The organism is Natrinema hispanicum, from assembly GCF_900111485.1.
Classification (GTDB): domain Archaea; phylum Halobacteriota; class Halobacteria; order Halobacteriales; family Natrialbaceae; genus Natrinema; species Natrinema hispanicum_A.
In genome coordinates, this window is record NZ_FOIC01000008.1 from 53,437 (window position 1) to 75,567 (window position 22,131).

Here is a 22,131-nt window from a genome sequence, read left to right on the forward strand (position 1 = left end):
GCGTGTGAAGAGCAGTGATTTTACAGCTGATACCGGAACTTCACCGTCTTTCGATCGGTGCGGTTTTCCTTATCTAAACAGTGCTCCCCAGATAGATTCACCAGTCTGGCCAAGATTTTCGAACCGCTTCGGATCGATCTTCCTTCTTTTGCTGCTTCGACCGTGTATCATAGTGTTTTCTCAGTACGTTTTCGGATACGTTGAATCGATCACTGGCCAGATCTCGACGGAGCCCACCGCTTAGCTGATTGACTATTGCACCTCGTCGAATTGCATGCGGGTAATATGACTGTGGGCAGACGTTCGAATCTGGGTCGCAACTGCCATCACAGGTCGGTCCATCAGACGTTTCGGGTGCCCAGTGACAACTCGTTGCTTCGTATATCCATCGGCGCAGTGTTGACCGTGATGCACGTCCATATGACGTTGCGAACAAGGGTCGTCGTCCATAATCGTCGGTGACGTCAGGACGTTCAGTGTCGATGTACAACTGGATCGCTTCTACGGTGCAATCCTTGATCACGATATCGCGCTCACCGTCCCCTGGTGTATCATCATCCTCACTGCCGTTTTTGAGTCGAGTCCCGGTTTCTGGCCGGTGTCGGAATCGAAGTGTGTTGTTATCTGGATCAAAGTCCTGTAAATCGGCCGAATGAATGTCACCGATTCGCGGTCCGCCATTCCAGCCGAGTTCCATCAGAGAGTGCATTGAAGATCCGCGGCGACGTTGCCGCAGTCTTTGGATGCTAGCAGCTGCCGTCTCTTCGGGAATTGTCTCGTCGCGCGCCTTCAGTGAGAGTCCGAGTTCCTTCTTGTCGAGAAGTCGGTAGACTCCCTCCTCGCAGTAGTTTCGCCTTGCAAGCCAGCGTAACCACGCCCGGACATTTTTCGTGTGGGTGAGGATTGTGGCGTCTAGGTCGTACTCCAGTTCGAGTTTGTCTATGTACCCCTCTACCAGTTTTACCGAAATGCCTGCTGGGTGTGTTACGCCGTGATCTTCGGAAAAGTCAATGAAATCCGGGATAGTACGGTGGTACTGACCACGTGTGGCTGGGCTCCGGTTTTTTCGACGAGACAAGTATCGATCAAATTGCTCCGACAGAGTTGGCTGTTTCAGGGGAGAGAGGCCGTTTTCTGGTGTTTCTTCGATCCTGGCTGCTTCTAGAACCTGCTCGATTGTGTCGGGATCATCAATTTGAACCAGTACTTCAGCCAACTCTTTCGTCATAGTTAGTTAACTAGGTCAGCAATAGCACACCACCGAATATCGGAAGGAGTTACGCTATAATGCTCCGGAGAGCGGTTCTGATCTCCTGAACTTTCCTGCTGTACATTGGCGCTATGCGGAGAGTATGTGATAGCGGTTTCACTCTCCTTCTTAACCGATCGGCGAAGGGTGCAACTGCTAGACCTCCCTCGTGAGGATGTAAACAGCGGTCGCCTCCCGTTCTCATGACTCGCCTTTCGTTCATAATCCAAATATATTTTCAGTGGCTCACTCGTTGTTGCCGAGATTTCAACTGAACGCTCAGTAACCAACCCTGCTTGTGATGCCAAGAACTGGTCGGACAATTCAACCTCTACTACTGATTTATCCAAATCAATATTTGACAGATTAATCCTCTGAACAGGGCCTACAGGGCTCATCGTATCGGCCAGGATCTCTGCGAAAACGTGCGTCCGGGACCCGAACCTGCGTTGCCGAAGGTGATCGAACAATGCCTCTACAGTTTCTCTGGTGGTTTCATCAAGACATCGACCCTCATTAATTGGATGCCAAATTCGGTTCTTCAGCGTATCCACCTCTGGAGCGGCCCCCATGTTGAGTTCTGAAGCAATCTGAACCTTCACCAGCTCAGGATCATCCCCTGTGGCAACAGCAAGGTAGTTTGCTACAGTACAGAGGCGACCATATACGGTATCGACGCTATGGTTACTGGAAATAAGGCAATCTTCCACAAAGCACGCTACTTGTTCATCACGCGCGTGCTCGGGAGCGATACCATGTTTCTCACACCAGCATCGATATACGGTAAGATCCCGCTTGTGAGAATGATACGTACTTGCGGGCACGGTCCCGGAAAGGTGATCAAGATAAGTCGTGATTTTAGTTGTCTTGTTCGCTGCACTTGCCATCGTGTTTGAGCCTATGACCAGATACGGACTAGACAGCAGTCAGCATATTTGCAGAAGAATTCACGACAAGTGACGCCCAATCGTACCGTTTGAGGTAGAGTTTATAATAGACAACGTGATTTTCTATCGGGATTGAATTCTACCAGCGCTTCATGGGAGTCCCCTTTCAGTTTGAAGTCACCCTCGTCAATACTCCAAAGCTCGGCTCTTAACCACTTTATCCGATCTTCTATGTCTATATGAGATCTCTTTACAAACCATTAAATCAAGCTCAAGGGCCATGCTCTCTTTCACCTCCTGTGGGGATAATGTTTCACCATCAGGAGTGTTTACTGCCATTTGATACCGCTTATTCTCACCAGAGTAGTCTTTATCAAGATAGGTGGGAAGATCATCTTTGGTTGGGGTCTCATATAATCTTGTATTCGGGTTAACCAATACTAGATCAGGGACCTCTTCCTCAATGTATCTTTCAGAATCAGAATCCTGAAGTTGATCTTTTCCTAGCTTAATTCCATCTGAAAGTGCTCTTCTGAAAGCCAGTAATTCATCAGTTGGTTTGTCAGATGGAGTATAGCCTTCGTCGAGAATTTCCTCATCAAATATTCCGTCGTAATCGATTGTGTCATTGGTGATTATGTACGCGAGGGCGATAAGGTGTTTTGCGGCATCCTGATGATCATCTACTTCATCAACTACTGCTTCATCTGTGACCTTTTCAAATAGCTCCCCAAAGGAATTTAGATTCGAGATATTATCAATGTCGAGTCCGGATAGAAATTTTAGATCGTCCATTGCCATTGCAACTCGTTCTTGGCATGCGTTTTTTCGCTTCGACTTGTTCTTTTCATCGTCCTGTAACCAGTCACGATCGGTTTCAGTGAGTAAACCCTTCTCTGGCATGACAGATAGGATTTCACGGTGCTTGTAATAAAAGCGCTGACGAACCGGCAGTTCAAACCAAATTCCCGTGACGTTTGCTTTAGTTAGTGAAATGGAAATAAATACACTACTCATTCCTGTATGGAATCAGAACAAGCAAATCCGCTAACGAAAGATATCGGATTAGAAGCCAGTAGTCTCAATAGGGCTAGCAGCCGCGTTACAGGAAGTGTTCTGGGCAGAATTGAAACCAAATCTTTGATTCTGTCTGCCATAGCGAACAAATCGAACAGACATCGACAGTCCTCAATAACTTCAAGATGTCCTCGTCAAGTTTGGACATGACTTAGGGAGGATGTGTTCAAGTTATGAACGCTGACGATCCCGAAGCTCTCGACGACCGACTCCCCCGACAGGAGAGGCTCTTCGAAGAAGCAGACCTCCCCGAGACCGACTACGAGACCATCGACGACTACGTCCTTCACCGGAAGGCGAACAAAGACAACGAAGATCACACGCTCGCGGGCAACCTCAAGCACCTGCGCCTCGCCTCCCAGCGAGCTAGCGTCCCGCTGACCAAGATGGGTCAGACCGACTTCAACCGGTTCATTGTCGAGGAACTCGACGAAAACCGAGGACTGTCGGACGGGACGATTGATAATTACAAGAGCGCGATCCGGCCATTCTTCGAATGGCTGGGCCGCCCATGGTATGCCGACATCGAGTTCAAGGAAGAGGATGAGGACGAATCCGGCCCGGACCCTGAGGAGCTGCTGACGCAGGAGGAGATCGATGCACTCCTCGAACAAGGCGACAGCCGGGGGAAGGCCCTCGTGGCGCTGTACGCCGACACGGGCTGGCGTGCATCCGCTATCGCCAGTCTCCGAATGAAGCACATCGACCTGCGAGGAGACGTTGCAGCCGTTGAGGTGAACGAGGACGCCTACGTGAAGAGCGCGGAGGGCCACACCCCATTGTCGTTCTCGCGGGCGCACATCGCCACGTATCTGCAAGGGGAGCATCCCCGCCGAGATGACCCGGAGGCGGCGCTCATCCACAAAAAGGAGGGCTACGAAGGTGAGGACGGGGCTCTCTGTACGAGTCGCATCCGCACCATCATCAAGGAGATGGGAGAGGAAGCCGACATTGAGCGCGAGCGACTGAACCTCCACAACTTCCGGCACACCGCCGTCACGCGGTGGCGGCGGCAGGGACTTCCCGATCGAATTATCGTGAAACGCGCGAAGTGGGTGGAGGGCACGAAGATGCTCGAACGGTATGACCACCCGACTGAGGACGAAGAACTCGAAGACATGGCCGTCGCCATGGGATTGATTGAACGCGGGAATCTCGACGGCACCGATATTGGTGAACCGGGTGATGACTCTCGGGAGTGTCCGGCGTGCTTCGCCGTCGTCCGCCGTGGGGCCCGGTACTGCCCGGGGTGCGGGAACCCGCTGACAGCCGACGCTGCGCACGATCTTCCGCCGGAAGATATTCAAGATCCCGAAGAAACCGCTGAAGATCTTGCCGACATAGAGGGTGTTATTGATGAGATGGGCACCGGCGTGGTCTTAGAACAAATCCTCCAGCAAAACCCGGATCTGCTGAACAAACTCGACTTCGATTGACATTACTCTGACTCCGTTTCTTGGGCAGCTTCCAATTCACGTTTTGCCAGTTCAACCTCGGCATCCCCAGCAGCAATGAGTGCGCTAATTGCCACAGTACGAGCCCACCTGTCGCCCTCTTGTAGAGCGTAGTAAATGTCTTCGCGGTGTTGTGCAACATACTCACGGAGTTCGTCATCAGTCATAGTCCCGGAATATCGTCTACTTGGTATGGGCCCTGGTATTTGTTGTTTTCATTTCAACACTGAATCAAAATCTGACTCCAGTTGACGGATCAGGTCTCTTTTCGGCCGTTGCGATCACATCATTGACGCCAAGTCATTTCATCAATTGGCGATTGGATCACTACCGGGAACTGAATATCTTGCTCTGTTGAATATCTTACTATCGAACGTACCTTGGTAGAAGTTCACGATTATATCGGCTGAGTTTTACTTGTTCCTCAGTGAACAGGTCCCCAAGTGTCAGTTCTAGAGTCTCCGGGTTGAATCGTCCAACCTTGAGTGGAGCAATCCGCTGGATATACTGTTCAACTCGATCAACATCATGACGTCCGCCGGTATGGAAAATCAGATACGTACGATATCCATTGGAGAACATTCTTCTAAGACGGCGATACAGGGCAAGCTTTGATGCCTTGTGATAAATTTCAGCAGCAATCTGTACAGGATTTGTAATCTTCACATCCGCGATTACGAAGTTTGGCTGAGTCCCAATCCACTTTTCGACGTTGATCTCTACTGGTTCACCAGTGAGTTCATTGATACGGTTGTGGAGGGCTTTTACAGTTATTTCAGCGACAATCTGATGTCCCCCGGATATTGATTCGGCCGCAAAGCAGTCGGGCGTTCCATCCTTATGAACAAAGAAATCGAGCAGATACTTTGTTGACAATCCATTATATTCGACCTCCCTATTACAAATAGGGCAACTGAAATTGTATTCTAAGGTTGGATAATGACTTTGACTAATTAGTGTCTGTATTTCTTTACCAGTATAGATGTGGTTGATATCGTTACGTTTTGCTATGAACATTGGCTATTGCATATGAATGATTGTTTGGTTATTTCTGGTCCTAGACTGGACCAGTATTACGCCGGTACCCTTCTGCAGCCGAGAATAATCTTTTCAGATTCTCATGTTACTGTGTACGTTGAAAGTCAGGTACTTACTCAATCGCCAGTTGATACCGAACGTAAAATACCACCTTCAATTATGTCTTTTAGCTTCAAATCTATAATCAATTGGAAATCTCAACAAGACCCCTAATTTGTATCCGTGTATTCCTGGCTCAGTAACGTCTGGAGCGCAATCTCATTGAGATTGCTCAAAAGAAGGGCAAGCGTATGATTAGATCCAGCAGTAACAACCTGTCTCTTGGAGTCATAGATGATGATATTGGCGTCTGAAAGGGTCGATAGATGCGTCTGAGAAAGTGCATTGTACACGTTCCGGTACGGCTCACCAGTCGCGCAATCCACCGAGACGTCTTGTTCTTGGGCGGTGATTTCCTTGGCGAGAGTTCGGACCGAGAGTTCATCATCGCTCTCAGCCACCAGCTTGATCACGTATCGACGACGTGATGCTCTAAGTGAGTGGTAGACCTGTGAGAGAAAGTCGTCAATGGAGCTGTTGTAATCCATAGCGAATCCGTAAAATCAGCCTATGAATCACCAACAACTGTGCTCCTAAGGCATATCCGCGAGCGATCATTCGCATGTTCTCGTGCAAATTCGGCACGGAATTAGTTCTTTTGAAAGAACTAATGACGGTTAGTTCTCTCAAGAGAATAAATGGCTAACTACCGTCTGACCAGCGCTTTTCATGATGGACGACGGACCTGGCCGGAAACCGACGATCACTGACGACGACATCCTCGACGTATTTCGCTCAGCCTCTGATCCCGTCCTGACTACGTCTGAGGTCGCATCTCACTTCGATATCACGCATCGAGGTGTTCGGGATCGGTTGGCGAAATTAGAACAAGAAGGTGTGCTTGAATGCAAGAAGGTCGGTGCGCGTGGGATGGTTTGGTGGTATCCCGGCCACACATCAACTTCTGAAACACCGTGAATTTTGCACTGCAGAGTGTGTCATAGAACAGTTCCCAACACCCATCTCAAACCAGTCTTGAGTGAATAATCCAAAATAAAAACCTGCGAACGTAACAATGGATTGATGCAGATTATAGATCCAACATGAATCAATGGAAGACATCCCGCAACCGTCACGTGATTCGTATTCGGCCGGTGATCGAGTTCAAATCTACATTGGTTCTGACGACCCCGATTCCCGGTATCACGGTGTAGTCTGCGAGGTTGTCGAAGTTCTCACGGATGATCTTGATTCGGAAACTGATCTCGGAGTTCTTCCTCCGCAGACGGTTTAAGATCGTGTCCGAACTGGAAATTACCTGTATCATCCTCAGAGCTCGATGAATCTTCGTTATCTGATGTCGGCATCTTATCTAGTTACCTTCTATTTTACAGTGGGGAGATATCGTCTCTTGTGATAACAGCTGTTGGCAATGTGATTGACTTTATTCAGTCTGACCGGCGCGGACACTGCGGAATCGTAGCCGGTCATTGATTGTTACTCAGTGCTCCTGCTTCGTTTCTTCTATCTTATTTTTATTACAAATCCTATCTGGAGTGACTAGCTTCACTCGAAGCTCTCCGAAACCGTACTTTGAGTGAGTGATGAATAAGGACGGGTTCAGAGAGACGGTTGCCAATCGTGTTGCCTACAGAGGACAACTGGGCAAAGTGAGTAAGATGATTCGAGAAACTTTTTCCTGAGTCAGATGGTTTGAGTGAATCGGTCACCAGAGCTGTTCAGACTTATAATAGTGGTAGAATGATTAGAGAAACTTCTCAATAGCCCGAATCTCCTGTGTTAACCATCGGCGTACGGTAGGGTTCGAAGAAGCCCTACGCAATTGCTTCAGTTCGTCTCGGCGACTGCGAAACAGATCGTTCCCAAACATCCCACCTCGTTCTATGGCACTCAATTCTTCAAAAACATCATCTGTGTCCCCGTGGCGAATCAGCAATTCCCGAGTTAGATTCCACCAACCAGAGTGGCTCATTGAGGGCAAGCAGCGTGCTAACTGCGGTGCACGTTCTTCGGGATCGTCATCCACCCAACTCCATAACGTGGATTCAGGAACGGACAAGATGGCAGATTCACCTGAATTTACTCTGGTTCCCGCTAACCAGGCCTCAAGCCTAGCCCGACTGGAATTATCATCGAATCCCTCAGCGACTAATTCCCATGCTTTCTGGGGTTCTTGTTCGAATAAGGGCCGGAGAACGACATCAAGATTATCCCGACTTCGGACAACACCACCTGTCTGGCCCAATGAATCAATGATTTGCTCAGCGATATCAAACCCATTTGATATATCCTGGGAAATAGTGATTTCAGCTAATTGTTCCCACTCATACCAATGGCCGCCAATGGCTACTTCTGATTCCCCCTCTACAAGATCAGGATGGGTGAGCGCCGGTACGATCATGTTGTTCTCGACTCGTGGAGCATCATCACGCCGGTAAAAGTCGCACGCTAGATTCACCAATATGCTAGATGCCTTTGCCGTATTTTCATCCAATAAATAGGACCCAATTTCCAAAAATGTGTCCTCAGATAGATCACCGCCACGTGCGATAGGTTCAATCTGGTTAATTTTCCGGATTGGAATATCGCCATTCCTTATAGAATCTAAAATCATCTCAGCCGCTTCATCTGAAGGGTCAGCTCGCCGAACTAGGAAGGGGAAGAAATGGATCAGGTGTCGATCGTCTTTTAAACGATCAAAAACATTCTTTGGAGCATCCTCACAGGTGTCAGTAATACTATTAAGATAACTGCCAAACATACAACAAGCTGCATTAGTTTCGACCTCTTGTAAACCAGTTAAGAAAACATCAATTAGTTCCCTATCATGGTCCCGCTTAGCGAGTTCTCGTCCGAAATCAACTGCGTTCTGTGAAGAAGCTTCATGCAGCCAATCCAACTCATCGGAAATTCTATCTGGATTTTCAACAACTTCCTCTGCCAGGGAAGCAATTCGCCTCTCTGTGACCTCTTCACGTTCTTCCGAACGATCAACCAAGTTATGACCAGCGATATATCGTTTCAGTTTTGTGTGGAAATCCCGGTTCGTTAGCTCATCTTCAAACTCTTGCCATGACTTTTGAAGTTCTTCTGGGAAACCATCTGCATCATAGTGGACAATCGCACTAGTTGCTGAAATTATTTTATTAGCATCTATATCCTGATGATCTAACAATTCTCGGAGAGTGCTTTGAATGGTCGGGGTCAGATCCTCACTTTCTGCCAATCTCCGGCTATTACTAGTCAGGATGTTTACTGCATTCTCAAAGTTCCCCTCACGGAATTTATCTAAATTCCTTTTGATAAGTTTCCAGACTTCCTCGAAGTATTCTATTCTTTCTTCGTTGGTATCGGGAGACCAAAGATCTGGTGCTGGCTTGGCACCTTGGCGATGTGGGATTCCGCCACCCCTACTTCCTCGGATTGATAGAACTTGTTCGGCCGCTTCTAACCCAACTCGATGTTTGTCAGGGTCATGGGAAGAAAGGAGATCCTCCAGAATCGGATATCGATCCATCGGAGCAACTTCAGTCGGGGCATATGGACCAGGATGCGGCGAAAATAAGTCCGCGAACAACCCTGTAGAATTGTTCACGTACTGATCATCATTCTCTGCCTCTGCTAACTTCTGTAGGAGCCTAGCTGCACCGAAAAAGTGCTCCTCCCAGACTGCGATCCGTCGCAAACTCTCAAGAATAGTCCTCCGACTCTCGATTTTCTCTAGTTCCTCTCGCTCTTTCGTTCCTATGAACATTTCAAGAGTATCTAAGGCTTCATCAGGAGAGACCTCAGCAAGCCCCCTGAAAATTGGTCCAATATCCGCTTGGAATCCATATCTTCCGAACCATTCTGTTGTGTAGAGTCTATCAACAGACCAATTTTGGACTATGTCTAGGGTATTAGCATACGGTATTCTCTCAGCAAATGTCCATTTCAATCTTGAAGGACAGCTTTCATGAAATATTGAATCTAGGATTGAGGAGTTCCTTTCAAGTGCAGATTTCATCAAATAGGTTGCCAATGGAATTGTTCCGAGTGACAACAATTCTTCACCCTTCAATACATCTCTATCTTTCTCGTATTGGACTATTTCTGAAATAGTGTTCTCTGAATAATCAGAGTCCAAGTCGAACGCCTTGATGACCCACTCTTTCTCATTTGAGTTGTTTTCCCAATTAATACGGTCGAAAAATGCAAAAGGTGTCAATATTCTCTTGACATCACGCAAGTCTGGTGCATCTTGTTCGTTGCCAACCAACAGGCGGTCAAAGATAGTGGAATCAGAGACTTCCACCACACTCTCTTCTGTGTCATCAGTAGTGTATCGCTCTGCCAATAACAATGCCATTTCGGGGTATCCGTCCGCAATTGTAGCGAATCGGTCTACCGTGTGGCCTGGCAACTCTGAATACGCAGCATTTAGAATATCCTTTAATTCATCCTTTGATAAACGATCAATTGTCAAAGGCAAATCTGCAGATACTCTACTTCGATCAGTTGAGATCGAGATCAACGCCAATCGATTGTAGGACCCGTACCTGTTAATGAAGGCTCGATGCTGCTCCCTGGAGCAGTTATCCAAGATGATGATTGCTTCTCGACTATCATCCATTTCTAGCGTTGTGGCTAATTCACTGCCCTCAAATTCATCTGCGGCCCCGTATATAACGCGCTTCGAAAATTGTTCGTGATTGACTGCCTCGTACACTAAGCGGGTTTTACCTAACCCGGAGGTTCCTCGAACTCTGCAAACCGGACAATCGTCGATATCCTCAAACTCTCCTGTTTTTGTAAGCAGGCTACGTATCTTCTCTACCATAGCACGTCGCTCATCCGTCTCGACATACGTCTCTGGGACTCGAATAGGCCTCCTTTCTGACCAGGTCTCAATATCGATCCCTCCACCTTCTATAGAAGTATACTTGAAAACTAGTCCCGGGAATTGGTTGGCAAATTTTACTAATTGGCTTGTAGCAAAAAGATATACATCACAGTCGTCATAACCTTCCTCACTCAGTTGGTTTTCAATCGCTGACATACGCTCTTCCCTTTCTTCAGAAGTGAGTTGAGAGAACGTTACATAGACGTAGTTCCCACCAGAAGACACGACATCTTTGACATATGATTTAATCTCATCGTCACTGTTCATCAATTCGTTTTCACAATCAGACTTCGAGGGCTTGCTACCTGTTTTGATTTGATATCCAGTCCTTCCCTTTGGAATTAGATCTGTTTCGTCTGCCTCGGTGACTTCCACTTCAAACTCATCCTCGACCTCGGCATCGATCCCACCATCTGGCGTATAAATATTCAGATTCACATGAGTGTCTGTTTGTATCCCCGCATTCGAGGCAGAAGCCCAGATTAGATCACGAAAGAATTTCACAGCTCGTTTGGGCTCAAATGATGAAATGTCCTCATCCACCAGTTCAATACCCTGTCTCATTGCTAAGTGGAAAGTGTACTTTGAGGTATAATAGTTCCGCTGCTCCCTCTTGCTCCAGAGTTATACCCCTATATCTATCAAATGTGATTTGTCCGTCTTGTGGGGGAGAGATGCGCCCTCGTCAGGCGGTTAGTGACGGCCGTGCACGCCACTTTTCTATCTCAACGAATGTCTGAACGCGGCTCAACTGCTAATTGATTAAATGGTCCCAGCCCATCGGTTATCAGAGAAGGTGCGACGACAGCGACCCGCGTCTAGCAGTTGGATGAACCCCGAACACGGCTCGGAGGTCGATCGCCATCGGAATCTCGAAAATAAGGTGTACAAGCGTTGTATCCTGCAATCCCGTTGGCTCAGAACCGTGCAGTTTCTGGATGGGCCCTGCCGGATTCGAACCAACGACCACTCGGTTATGAGCCGAGCGCTCTTACCAGACTGAGCTAAGGGCCCTCCACTCGGCACAAACCGTGCACGCTAATTAACGTTTGCTGTCCGGTTCGCTCGCTGTCTCTCGAGCCGTGAGCTGCTGGCTACTCCTGATACTCCGTCAGCGTCGGCTCGTCCGTCCCGGCGCGGTGGCGCGTCGCCAGTCCCGCGAGGTGGGGCGCTTCGGGGACGATCAACTCCTCACAGGCGGTTTCGCAGGCGCTTTTGCTGCCGGGCAGACAGAACACCGGCGTATCGACGGCGATCCCCGCCGTTGCACGGGAGGCCATCGCGCGGGTGCCGACTTCCTCCCACGACAGCGAGCGGAACAACTCGCCAAAGCCCGGTAGCTCGCGCTCGAACAGCGACGCGGTCGCCTCGGGGGAGACGTCGTCGACGGTGACGCCCGTGCCCCCGGTGGTACAGACCACGTCGATATCCTGGCGGGCGACCAGCCCCCGGACGGTGGTCCGGATCGCGGCGTAGTCGTCCCGAACCAGGCGTCGCTCGCGGACCTCGTGGCCCTCGGCTTCGAAACAGTCCTGAATGGTGTCGCCGCCCGGATCGTCGGGATCGGTGTCGGTCGCTCGTGAACTCGAGACGGTCACGATGCCTACGTAAAGCGGGTCGATGATGTCGTGGCCGTGGTGGTCTGTTCCCCGTCGGTCGTCGCTATCGCTGGGCATGTGTCCATGTCACTGCCAAACAACGTTAATCCTGCCCCAACCAAGTCTGTGGCCAGTCGCCGATCGCTGACAGAGACCGTCGACTAGTCAAGCGTGAAATCGAGAGAAGCGCCGAAGCCAGGACTCGAACCTGGGACAACCTCGTTAACAGCGAGGTGCTCTACCATCTGAGCTACTTCGGCTTACTCCCTTGTTGCCGGGTGCATTTAATAGGACTTTCGTTTTCCCGGCAGCGGGTTCGATACCCTTTCACGCACCGCTCGAGTGTATCCAGCCATGAGCGATGAGGACGCTGACTGCAACGCCGAGCGGGTCGTCGCCGCGGTACGCGACCGCGTCGATCCGGCTGCCGAGGAACGGGCACGGCTTCGCGAGGTCGCCGACCGGCTGATCGAACGCGCCGAGACGGCGGCCACGGAGCTGTGTGCCGACGCCGACGTTCTGCAGGTCGGCTCGACGGCAAGGAACACCTGGATCAGCGGCGACCGCGATATCGATATTTTCGTCCGCTTCCCGCCGGAGCTCGACCGCGACACCTTAGAAGAGTACGGCCTCGAGGTCGGCCACGCGACGGTGCCCGACGGCCACGAGGAGTACGCCGAACATCCCTACGTGAAAGGCGAAGTCGAGGGGTTCGATATCGACGTCGTCCCCTGTTTTCGTCTCGAGTCGGCGACGGAGATCCGATCGGCGGTCGACCGGACGCCCTTTCACACGCGGTATCTCGAGCAGCGACTCGACGACGATCTCGCCGGCGACGTCCGGGTCACGAAGCAGTTCCTCAAGGGGATCGGTGTCTACGGCAGCGATCTCCGAACCCAGGGCTTCAGCGGCTATCTCACCGAACTGCTCGTCTGCGAGTACGGTGGCTTTCGGTCGCTGCTCGAGGCGGCCGCCGACTGGCACCCGCCGGTCGAACTCGATCCCGAAGCCCACGGTCGCGCGAGCTTCGACGATCCGCTGGTCGTCATCGATCCCACCGATCCCGAGCGAAACGTCGCCGCCGTCTGTGCGGCCGAGAACGTCGCGCGATTCCAACACTATGCCCGCGCGTTCCTCGCGACCCCACGAACTGACTACTTCGACGCCGCCGACCCGGAACCACTGACTGAAGCAGCGCTCCGTGAGCACCTCGAGCAACGAGCCACCACGCCCGTCGCCATCCGGTTCGACGCCCCGGATCTCGTCGAAGATCAGCTCTACCCACAACTCTACAAGTCACTCGACGGGATCACGAACGGACTCGACGACCGTGGATTCGACGTGTTCCGGGCGACGACGTTCGCCGACGACACCGCCGTCGTCTTCGCCGAACTCGCCGTCAGCGAACGGCCAGCCGTCGAGTGCCACGAAGGGCCGCCGGTTCAGGTTCGTGACCACGCCGCCGGCTTCTACGACGCCTACGCGGATGACCCCGACGCCTACGGTCCCTTCATCGAGGACGGCCGGTACGTCACCGAGCGCCCGCGATCGTTTACCACGGCTTGTGCGTTCCTCGAAAGCGACCGGCTTTTCGATGTTGGCCTCGGGGCACACGTCGAGACGGCACTCGAGGACGACTACGAGGTCCTCGTCGACGATGAGATCGTGGCGTTGCTCGACGAGTTCGGACAAGAGTTGGCAGCGTATTTCGACCCGCAGCCCTGAGACAGCCCTGATAGCTTCTCAGAGGCTGTCGACATCCACGTCGAGGTCGTGTTCCGCGAGCACGTCGTCGAGGGTGTCGATCGCCTTGTCGCTGGGGTCGTCGTCGGGTTCGATCGGTTCGCGGCCGTCAAAGGTCTCGTGGACGAGTGCGACGCTGTCGGCGAGGACGTCCAGCCCGTAGCCGCCCTCGAGAATGAAGGCCAATGCAGCGTCTATGTCGTCGGCGAGTGACCGCATACGGTCGCTCATCAGTGCATAGGCTTCCGTCGAGAGCCGAATCCGCGAGATCGGGTCGTGTTGATGGGCGTCAAAGCCCGCACTGATGAGGACGAGATCCGGATCGAACGCGGTAAACGCGGCAGCGATCGGCCCGTCGATGGCGGCCAGATAGCCGTTCTCGTCGGTGCCAGCCGGCATCGGGATGTTCATCGTCGTCCCCGCACCGTCGCCCTCGCCGGTTTCGTCGATGTCGCCGGAGCCGGGATAGAGTCCCTGCTCGTGGATCGAGACAAAGAACACGTCGTCTCTGTCGTAGAAGATGTCGTGTGTCCCGTTGCCGTGGTGGACGTCCCAGTCGAGGATCGCCACGCGGTCGACATCGTAGTCGTCGTGATCGAGCGCACACTGGGCGGCAACGGCGGCGTTGTTGACGAAACAAAACCCCATCGCGTCGTCGTAGATCGCGTGGTGGCCCGGCGGCCGGCCGATCGAAAACGGCGTCTTGCGACCTGTCGCTCCCTCGAGCGCTGCTTCGGCAGCCCAACAGGCGAGCCCGGCACTCCGGCGAGCCGCATCCCAGGTGGCCTCGACGGCGGTGGTATCAGGATCCCAGTTGCCGCCGCCGTTCTCACAGAACTCCCGGACCTCTTCGAGATACTCCCGATCGTGGACGGCCGCCATCGTCTCGAGGTCGCAGGGCTCGGCCTCGACGTATTCGACGCCGTGTTTGCGCTTCAGTCGTTCCCGGATCGCTCGTAGCCGGTCCGGCGACTCCGGGTGTCGCGAACCGGGATCGTGTGCGAGACAGTCCTCGCTGTAGCCGAACTGCATTTGCTCACTCGAATAACGAAAAGTACGTCTCGATGTCGTCGTTGGTGATCGTCCGCCGGTCGGCGTGGCGCGCGAGGATCGCCGCCGCCCGGGCGACGTTGTCGGCGTAATCCTCGAGGATGTCGGCCAGCGCGACGCGGGCGTCCATCGAGACGCGATAGCGGTCGTCAATCTCCAACCGAGCGATGCGATCAACCGGTGCGACCGGTAACTCGAGGTCGTCCTTGTCGATGACCGCTTCGACCCCGAAATCCTGAGCCATCAGTGTCTTGCGGCCGTCCGCCGTCGCCTCCTCGGCGGCGTCGATCGCGAGCTCGCTCCCGTGTTCCTGAATCCGCGTTGCGAGTTCCTTGGACGCGTCGGCGCTCACCCGAAGCTCGCCCGCGTTCCGCCGGATGATCGTATCCACCGGGGCGAACGGGAGTTCGACGTTCATATCACTATAGGCGAAGCTAACGCCCTTAACGCTTTTCCTAGACTCGTGATGGGGTTGCTCGAGGCGTCAGAACACGTCGTTTGCCTCGAGACGACCATCGCGGACGACCCCTCGGGCGGTTACCTCCTCGCCGAGACCGACGTCGGCATCGGTTGCGACACTCATGGTCTCCTCCCCGTCGTCGAGGACGACCGGATCACCCGCCTGCACGACGACGCCGGTAAACTCGAGTTCCTCGCCGTCCGACGGCTCGGTCGTCGTCGACCCGGTGTCGGTACCGGTGCCATCTGTTGCCGTTTCCTCGTCGGTTCCGTCGCCGGCAAAGGCAGACAGGCCGGCGTTTTCGTCGCTCGAGTCGGCGGCATCCGGAGACTCACTGGAGCCGGCCGACTCGGATTCTAAGATCGTAACCGTCGACTGCCAGCCGGCGGAGGCCTCGAGGTCGTCCTGCCAGCCGTCCTGAATCTCGACATCGCCGAGTGCGACCTCGTCGCCCGGCCCCACGTCGAGGTCGGCCTTCTCGCCCCACAGCGCCACGCGGATGTCGCCGGTCGCATCCTGGACGCGGATGTTCCGGACCTGTCCTTCGGAGCCGTCGTCGCGGTCGAACGTCCGTTTGGGGTCGGCAGAGCGGACGACACCCGCGATGTCGACTGTCTGGCCGATCTCGAGGTCTTCGATCGGCGTGCTCTCGGGGACGTACTCGACGTCTTCGTCGATTTCCTCGACGGCACCGCGGTTGCCGACGTGGAGTTCTAGCTGTCCGTCGCGTTCCTTGACGTAGCCGTCGATCACCTCGACGGTTTCGCCGGCCTCGAGTTCCGTGACAAGATCGGCCTGTTCGTCCCAGAGCGTTACGCGCACGCGCCCGGTGGAATCCCCGAGAACGAGGTTGGAGACTTTCCCCTCGGAGCCATCGTCGCGGTCGAACGTGCGCACGCTGTCGGTGTCCAGAAGCAGGCCGACGAGGGTGACATTCGAGAGGCCAAGCGAGAGGTCCTCGATCGCATACGTATCGGAGAGCTGTACGTCGACCTCGGTGTCGTCATCGGGTTCGACATCGTCGACGCTGACCTCGACGCCGCTAAAGCCCTCTTTGGGGCGGCCCTTGATCCGGAGAACCTGTCCCTCCTCGAGTTCCTCGATGGCGGCTTCGGCGTGGTCATCCCAGAAGGCCGCGCGCACTGACCCGGTTTCGTCTGCAACCTCGACGTTGACGACTTGCCCGTCTTCGTCCTCGCCGTCACGCTCGAAGGTTCGTTTCTCGCCGATCGAAATCACTTTGGCGACGAACTTCGCCTCTTCCATGCCAGGCTCGATATCGGCGATACCACTGACCTCGCTCTCGCCGACTTCGTGAGCGACGAGCATCGCCGCCGTCTCTTCGTCCGCGAGCCCCCCCATCTGCTCGACTTTCGCCTCGACGGCCTCGCGAAACTCCTCGAGAGAAACGTCGGCCTCAAGATCCTCGTATACACCCTCGATGTCGCTCATTCTATGCTCGTGCATGGGTAGCCCGCGCATAAGCGTTATTCATTCGCTGCTTTCCTGTGAGGGAGTGTTCGACGAGTACAGTACGCATACTGGCTGGATCGACCCATTCCGTCGTCACAGCCCCAGCACGGAACCGCCACGACCTGTTGGGGCTCGAGCGGAGACACATACCCCACCTGGCCGCCTTTCAGTATATAAATCACTGGCTGGGTACTGTGACACTTCGTCCCTCGAGACGTGTCGGCAGACAGCAGGAATCGGCAGCCAGCGGCGGCTTCGTTTCGAAAGGGCTTTAATGGTAACCCGGTTATGTAGAGATGAGTCCTGATAGGGTAGTGGACTATCCTCTTGGCTTGCGGAGCCAGGGACCGGAGTTCAAATCTCCGTCAGGACGCTCACTTATCGCGGATGCTTCACGTTGTTCAGCAGCCGCTCTCGCGTTCGGTCCTGACGTGCCTGACGCAACACCGACGAGCGAAGCGAGTCGTTCGGATCGGTATGAAACTCGAGCCCTCGAGCGACGGCGTCGCAACTCGCGATCGAAAACTGGGTGAGAGGAGTAAGCCCCCTTCTGTTCATCCCGGCATTCGGCTAAGCGTCCGCACCGTCCGCGGCGAGGCCGCGGGGTGTTCGGGCTACCACGGGACGGACTTGCACCGGTGAGGGTTCGCCGTTCCATCGATCCTCGGCCGTCAGTGCGTGGTCGGTCACGTCGAGCGTGACCTGCGGAGTTCAACCGCGAGCAACATGCGACCACGCTTCCCTCTGCGGGTTAGCTCCCCTTCCTCTCGGTCGGGTTCGCGCGCATCATCGGTCGGGCCGAGACGTGTCGTTTCTGTTCCAGAGCCAGCGGTCTCCCGCTCCGGACTTGCGTCCGGTCACCTGCCCGAACAGGTGGGGGGACTTTCCTCGCGAGCGTGGGGCGACTCGGAGAGTCGGTCCACGTTATAGGCGTTGGGCAACCCGGTGGGTTGGCCAACGTTACGAGCGTGATGTCCCAAAGGGACGGATCACGAGAGGTAGTCGCGCCGTTGCCGGCACGACCATCGCGGCAGCCAGGCTCTCTCTCCCACTCATTGTAGGGGCGGTTGCCGAATAAGTCCCCCGATTGGGGCTCCAAAAAGCGCCCATCGACGAATGGAAGCGCTTTAGGACGACTACTGCCATGGTTATCTGTATGTCCCAGGGACAGGGCGTCGACCTTTCCTACGAGGACGGTGCACGTGCGGTCGAACTCGCGCGCGAAGCCGTCGACTCCTACGTACGACACGGGCAACGAGAACAACCGGGCAGCATGCGCGAAGCCTTCTACGAGCGAACCGGGGCGTTCGTCCGCCTCGAGTCGACTCGTGGCCGCGGCAGCCTGCGTGGCTGTGCAGGTGGCTATCGCTCTGGCGACCAACTCGGCCACGTCATCGTCGACGCGGCAATCGAAGCAGCCAGTGGGGACTCCTGTGGCTCCGAGGTCAGCCCCTCGGAACTGTCGAACCTAACGGTCTCGGTCTGTATCGTCAGAAACGTCGTGCTGACAGACGATCCGCTGGCCGACCTCGAGGTCGGTACCCACGGCGTCGCCGTCGACGGCGGCGAGGGTGGCTGGCTCTATCCGACGGTCCCAGTCGAAAACGGCTGGACCGCTCGCGAGTACCTCGAGCGTACCTGCCGAAAGGCAAAGCTCGCGCCGGATGCATGGCAAGACGGTAATGTTGGCGTCACGTTGTTCGAAGGCCAGGTGTTCCGCGAGCGCGAGGCTGACGGCAGTATCGAACAAGTCTGAACGGGCCGGCGGTTCTTCGAGATCCTTAGTACGCCGATAGCAATGCACAACGCCGTTCGTTCCCGCTCGTCGCTCGTGTCGTCGCTCGGTTCGGCTGCTCAATCGGGATTCAGGCGTTCGAGTTTCGCCTCGAGCAATGCGTTCAGCGCCGCGAACACGTAGTGGACGGTAAACCAGAGGACGAACAGGTTGACGACGAGGATCAGCGGGACCGAGAGCAGTGTCGGCCCCGGGAGGAGGAGCACCGTACAGACGCCACCGACCGCAAAGACGATAACGAGGCGGATCGCAAGCTGCGTCGCGATTCGAGAGTGTGGGGGGTCAGCGTCGGCGGCCATCGATGATCTGTTTTCCCGCCTCCGAGAAAAGGTCAACTATCCTATCTGATTTGGCATGCTCTCGCATTCGCGTCCAGGCCAGCCCACGCAGCTATCGGTCGGTAATGCCGTCTAGTGGTCGAATCCGACCGCTTCAGCGTCGGCCAGACACCGCTCGGTCGCGTCCGCGAGATCGAACTCGCGGACGATCTCGCCGTCGCGGACCAGTGGCTCGAGCAACGATTCACCCTCGGTTGGCCCATCGCGATCGGCCAGCGTGACGTGGTGGCCGCCATCGGGGGTCCGAGAGACGTCTTTGACGCCGGAGAGCTTCCCGCGCTTGGAGATGGGTTCGCCCTCTATTTCGACGATGTCGAGACTGAAGTCGATCGAATCGGCATCGGTGATATGGCTGCCGACGCCGAAGCCGTCGGCGACGTCGCGCAGTTCCCGGATCGTTTCGGGGGTGAGCCCGCCGCTACAGAAGATATCGACGTCCTCGTAACCCCGTGCGTCGAGGTCCCAGCGCACTTCACGGATGATGTGGCGGAAGTCGCCGCGTCGAGAGCCCGTCGTGTCGATGCGGACGCCATCTAGATCGTCGCCGAGGGTTTCGGCGGCCAGCAGACTCTCGCTTTTCTCGTCCCAGAAGGTGTCGACCAGCGCGATCCGCGGCACGTCCGCGCCGACAGCCTCGTCGAACGCCGTCCAGGCCTCGTCTTGGTGCCCCTCGCCGAAGCAGAACATGAGCGCGTGAGGCATCGTGCCGCCCGCCTCGCGGCCGAGGGTCTCCCCTGCTGCGACGTGTGAGAATCCATCGAGGCCAGCGAGCAACGCGGCGCGTTCGACGGTCGCCGCGATCGACGGGTGGACGTGGCGCGCGCCGAACGACAACACCAGCGACTCGGGCGCTGCCAGTCTGGCCTCGAGTGCGGCCGTCGCGAAGCCACTCGGCTGCGACAGGAAGCCGAGCAGCGAGGTCTCGAGTGCGGCGAACTCGAGGTATGGGCCTTCGATTCGGAGGACAGGTCCGCCGTCGAACAGCTGGCCGTCGGGAAGTGCATCGATATCGACGGCGCGGCCCTCGAACAGCGTTGCCACGTCTTTCACACCGGTAAAAACCTCGAACTCCCCGGTCGGGAACTGGTCTGCGGTCACTTCGGCGACGACGTGGGGGTTTTTCCCCGCGTGCTCGAGCGTGGCCCGCGTGCGCTCGAAGTAGGCGTCAGTCGCGTCCCCCTCGAGAATCGCCTCTGAGGGGATGGTTCCGAACGGATTTGACATATCGCCGATTTCCCGCGGGAGGCAAAAAAGCTACCCGTCTGCCGGCGTCCGAGGGTGACGTGAAGCCGCCGGGAGTAAGATTTCTGATCTGTTTTACCCCATGTGGCTCGTGCAACGGGCCGCTATCGCCTGCGGCCGACAGCGAGCCAGACACCCGTTCCGAACAACGCGACTGCGATCACGCCGACCGCGGCTGTCACCCCGAAGCCGGAGGTTGCTTCGGGCGCGGCACCGGCGTCGACGTTCGACAGCGCTGCCACTGACGGGGCGCGAACGATCGTCGCCGTCGTTCCGTTTCGCTCGAAATAGTACGCGCCCGAGTAGCCACCATCGTCGATCACGAACGTGTTCTGACGACCTGCGACGGGCTCGGCATCGTGGTTCGCGAGCAGTTCTCGATACCCCTCGAGGAACTCGCCGGTATCCTCAGTTGACTGCCACTCCGTTCGCCAGACGTAGCCGGCCTGGCCCGCCGCGTCGGCGGGATCGGTCGCGTTATCGATCTCCGCAGCGGTGTAGATAACCAGCTTGTCACCGGCCCAGCCATCGGTGACGGTGTGATCGTAATTGAACCCACGCCCGCCGCCCAGGACGTCGAGATCGGTCCCGTCGAGCACGGACGGCTGGTCCTGAGTCATCGCGTCGGCGGCGAACATCGCCACCATCCCTGCTTCACCGATGGTGTCGTTTGCCACCTCACCGTCGACGGTGAGCTGTCGCCAGCCGTCGCTCGAGCGGTCGGGTACCGAGACATTCGCCGGCTCGCGCCCGGTGCCGGGATGGATGACTGCCGACGTGGTTGCTGGCGGCTCGTCGTAGGCCGCGTTGACCGCCGACCAGCCCTCGCCTTGCTGGCGCAGGGAGTCGATGTAGTCTGGCCCGTCGCTGTAGGGCTGGTAGATCGCGAAGTAGATGCCCCAATTGACGTCGAATTGGCCAGATCCTCCGTCGCTACGGGGTGTAAGACAGTCCCACGTGACACCACAGCGACGCTCGTATTCGCGTTCGACCCAGCTCGCATCCCCTTCGATCAACCCCTTCGTCGCCAGGGTCGCGTCCTGTGTCGAGCCGTTGAGCTCCGTGAGGTTGAATCGCTGGTCTTGCAGGGCATGGACGAGCTCGTGGCCGAGCGTGAGTTCGTCCAACGCCGGTGTTTCGGGATTTTCGGAGACGATAACGATCTCGTCAGTCTCGGGGTCGTAGTAACCCTTGACGGCACCGCCGTACACTGTCTTGGTCGCGTTGACTGCCGTCGTGTCCCGACCGACCATAAACAACGCTTCGTAGCCGATGTTCTGTTCTACCCGCTCGGCTGTCGTATAGTTCTCGAAGCGCTCGTCGTTGGTCTGCCGATATGTTTCGCGGGAGACGACGTCGACGTCGACTCCCTCTTTGAACGTTTGGTTCCGCAGTACCTCGACGCGGGCCATCGCTCGGTAGACGACGGGCTCGAGGTCGTCGTCGTCGACGACCGCGTCCGTCTGGTTGTCGACGGGCAACTCGTCGTCGTACCAGTAGCCGTCGACGTAGCCAACGGTATCTTCGGTTGATGGGCTCGCGGGGCGGTCGTCCGGCGGGGCGACCGCTGCGTTCGTTGTCGTGGCCGAGTCCAGACGCGGAGCCAGCTCGACTCGATCGGCACTGGTGGCGGTCGTCCCGCCGGAAGCCGCGGTTGCGCTGGCTGCGAGGGCCGGGCCGGCGAGGCCGCTTGTCACCAGCGCTCCAGCGAGGACAAATACGAGGAGGACGACGGACGTGCGGGGGCGCGTCGATGGCATCTGACGTGACTAGTGATCCATTTGA

The 22,131-nt window shown here is 55.6% G+C and carries 17 protein-coding genes, 3 tRNA genes and 1 other RNA gene; 5 read left to right on the forward strand and 16 right to left on the reverse strand.

Features of this window, described 5'->3' with window-relative positions; all coding sequences use genetic code 11:
* Nucleotides 1–97 precede the first annotated feature (97 nt).
* The gene (locus BSG09_RS09615; RefSeq protein WP_092932525.1) at nucleotides 98–1,228 is read right to left on the reverse strand and encodes a tyrosine-type recombinase/integrase; all 1,131 of its coding nucleotides are present in this window, start codon (nucleotides 1,226–1,228) and stop codon (nucleotides 98–100) included.
* A 1,094-nt stretch (nucleotides 1,229–2,322) separates the two neighbouring features.
* The gene (locus tag BSG09_RS09620) at nucleotides 2,323–3,039 is read right to left on the reverse strand and encodes a hypothetical protein (protein WP_139246205.1); all 717 of its coding nucleotides are present in this window, start codon (nucleotides 3,037–3,039) and stop codon (nucleotides 2,323–2,325) included.
* Nucleotides 3,040–3,386: 347 nt separating this feature from the next.
* On the opposite strand from BSG09_RS09620, the gene BSG09_RS09625 reads away from it, so the two are divergent.
* Complete coding sequence (locus BSG09_RS09625) at nucleotides 3,387–4,649, forward strand: tyrosine-type recombinase/integrase (RefSeq protein ID WP_092932529.1); 1,263 nt, start codon at nucleotides 3,387–3,389, stop codon at nucleotides 4,647–4,649.
* Between the two features lie 2 nt (nucleotides 4,650–4,651).
* Here BSG09_RS09625 and BSG09_RS09630 read toward each other — a convergent pair whose 3' ends face one another.
* The 3 genes from BSG09_RS09630 to BSG09_RS09635 form a co-directional block, all read right to left on the reverse strand.
* A complete protein-coding gene (locus BSG09_RS09630; protein ID WP_394328114.1) occupies nucleotides 4,652–4,873 on the reverse strand; it encodes a DUF6887 family protein in 222 nt (73 codons plus the stop codon).
* Between the two features lie 160 nt (nucleotides 4,874–5,033).
* Nucleotides 5,034–5,684 carry a hypothetical protein gene (locus tag BSG09_RS20170; protein ID WP_139246206.1) on the reverse strand — a complete coding sequence of 217 codons (651 nt, stop codon included), beginning with the start codon at nucleotides 5,682–5,684 and terminating at the stop codon, nucleotides 5,034–5,036.
* Between the two features lie 230 nt (nucleotides 5,685–5,914).
* A complete protein-coding gene (locus BSG09_RS09635; RefSeq protein WP_254799177.1) occupies nucleotides 5,915–6,292 on the reverse strand; it encodes a DUF7344 domain-containing protein in 378 nt (125 codons plus the stop codon).
* Nucleotides 6,293–6,476: 184 nt separating this feature from the next.
* Here BSG09_RS09635 and BSG09_RS09640 point away from each other — a divergent pair, with 184 nt between their 5' ends.
* Entirely contained in the window at nucleotides 6,477–6,722 is a 246-nt protein-coding gene (locus BSG09_RS09640) for a FaeA/PapI family transcriptional regulator (RefSeq protein WP_092932664.1), read from the forward strand.
* Between the two features lie 787 nt (nucleotides 6,723–7,509).
* On the opposite strand, the gene BSG09_RS09650 is transcribed toward BSG09_RS09640, so the two are convergent.
* From BSG09_RS09650 to BSG09_RS09665, 4 genes are all read right to left on the reverse strand, one after another.
* Complete coding sequence (locus tag BSG09_RS09650) at nucleotides 7,510–11,211, reverse strand: hypothetical protein (protein WP_092932535.1); 3,702 nt, start codon at nucleotides 11,209–11,211, stop codon at nucleotides 7,510–7,512.
* A 375-nt stretch (nucleotides 11,212–11,586) separates the two neighbouring features.
* A tRNA-Ile gene (locus BSG09_RS09655) sits at nucleotides 11,587–11,661 on the reverse strand.
* 80 nt (nucleotides 11,662–11,741) lie between these two features.
* The gene (locus BSG09_RS09660) at nucleotides 11,742–12,323 is read right to left on the reverse strand and encodes a MogA/MoaB family molybdenum cofactor biosynthesis protein (RefSeq protein ID WP_092932537.1); all 582 of its coding nucleotides are present in this window, start codon (nucleotides 12,321–12,323) and stop codon (nucleotides 11,742–11,744) included.
* A 109-nt stretch (nucleotides 12,324–12,432) separates the two neighbouring features.
* A tRNA-Asn gene (locus tag BSG09_RS09665) sits at nucleotides 12,433–12,505 on the reverse strand.
* A 94-nt stretch (nucleotides 12,506–12,599) separates the two neighbouring features.
* On the opposite strand from BSG09_RS09665, the gene cca reads away from it, so the two are divergent.
* On the forward strand, nucleotides 12,600–13,970 hold the full coding sequence (gene cca, locus BSG09_RS09670; protein WP_092932539.1) for a CCA tRNA nucleotidyltransferase: 1,371 nt from the start codon (nucleotides 12,600–12,602) through the stop codon (nucleotides 13,968–13,970).
* A gap of 18 nt (nucleotides 13,971–13,988) precedes the next feature.
* Here cca and BSG09_RS09675 read toward each other — a convergent pair whose 3' ends face one another.
* The 3 genes from BSG09_RS09675 to BSG09_RS09685 all read right to left on the reverse strand — a co-directional run bounded on the left by BSG09_RS09675 (nucleotide 13,989) and on the right by BSG09_RS09685 (nucleotide 16,950).
* Nucleotides 13,989–15,020, reverse strand: coding sequence for a histone deacetylase family protein (locus tag BSG09_RS09675; RefSeq protein WP_092932541.1), 1,032 nt, complete (start codon nucleotides 15,018–15,020; stop codon nucleotides 13,989–13,991).
* A gap of 4 nt (nucleotides 15,021–15,024) precedes the next feature.
* Entirely contained in the window at nucleotides 15,025–15,456 is a 432-nt protein-coding gene (locus tag BSG09_RS09680) for a histone (protein WP_092932543.1), read from the reverse strand.
* Nucleotides 15,457–15,522: 66 nt separating this feature from the next.
* Nucleotides 15,523–16,950: a single-stranded DNA binding protein gene (locus BSG09_RS09685; RefSeq protein ID WP_092932545.1), complete on the reverse strand. Its 1,428-nt coding sequence runs from the start codon at nucleotides 16,948–16,950 to the stop codon at nucleotides 15,523–15,525.
* Between the two features lie 321 nt (nucleotides 16,951–17,271).
* Between BSG09_RS09685 and BSG09_RS09690 the strand changes: the two genes are divergently transcribed.
* A tRNA-Arg gene (locus tag BSG09_RS09690) sits at nucleotides 17,272–17,344 on the forward strand.
* A gap of 160 nt (nucleotides 17,345–17,504) precedes the next feature.
* Here BSG09_RS09690 and rnpB read toward each other — a convergent pair.
* Nucleotides 17,505–17,879: RNase P RNA component (rnpB, locus tag BSG09_RS09695), an RNA gene on the reverse strand.
* A 248-nt stretch (nucleotides 17,880–18,127) separates the two neighbouring features.
* Between rnpB and BSG09_RS09700 the strand changes: the two genes are divergently transcribed.
* Nucleotides 18,128–18,727 carry a TIGR00296 family protein gene (locus BSG09_RS09700; protein ID WP_092932666.1) on the forward strand — a complete coding sequence of 200 codons (600 nt, stop codon included), beginning with the start codon at nucleotides 18,128–18,130 and terminating at the stop codon, nucleotides 18,725–18,727.
* 98 nt (nucleotides 18,728–18,825) lie between these two features.
* Here BSG09_RS09700 and BSG09_RS09705 read toward each other — a convergent pair whose 3' ends face one another.
* From BSG09_RS09705 to BSG09_RS09715, 3 genes are all read right to left on the reverse strand, one after another.
* A complete protein-coding gene (locus BSG09_RS09705; RefSeq protein ID WP_092932547.1) occupies nucleotides 18,826–19,065 on the reverse strand; it encodes a hypothetical protein in 240 nt (79 codons plus the stop codon).
* Between the two features lie 111 nt (nucleotides 19,066–19,176).
* On the reverse strand, nucleotides 19,177–20,328 hold the full coding sequence (locus BSG09_RS09710) for a nicotinate phosphoribosyltransferase (RefSeq protein ID WP_092932549.1): 1,152 nt from the start codon (nucleotides 20,326–20,328) through the stop codon (nucleotides 19,177–19,179).
* A 122-nt stretch (nucleotides 20,329–20,450) separates the two neighbouring features.
* Complete coding sequence (locus tag BSG09_RS09715; protein ID WP_092932551.1) at nucleotides 20,451–22,106, reverse strand: Hvo_1808 family surface protein; 1,656 nt, start codon at nucleotides 22,104–22,106, stop codon at nucleotides 20,451–20,453.
* Between the last annotated feature and the right edge of the window lie 25 nt (nucleotides 22,107–22,131).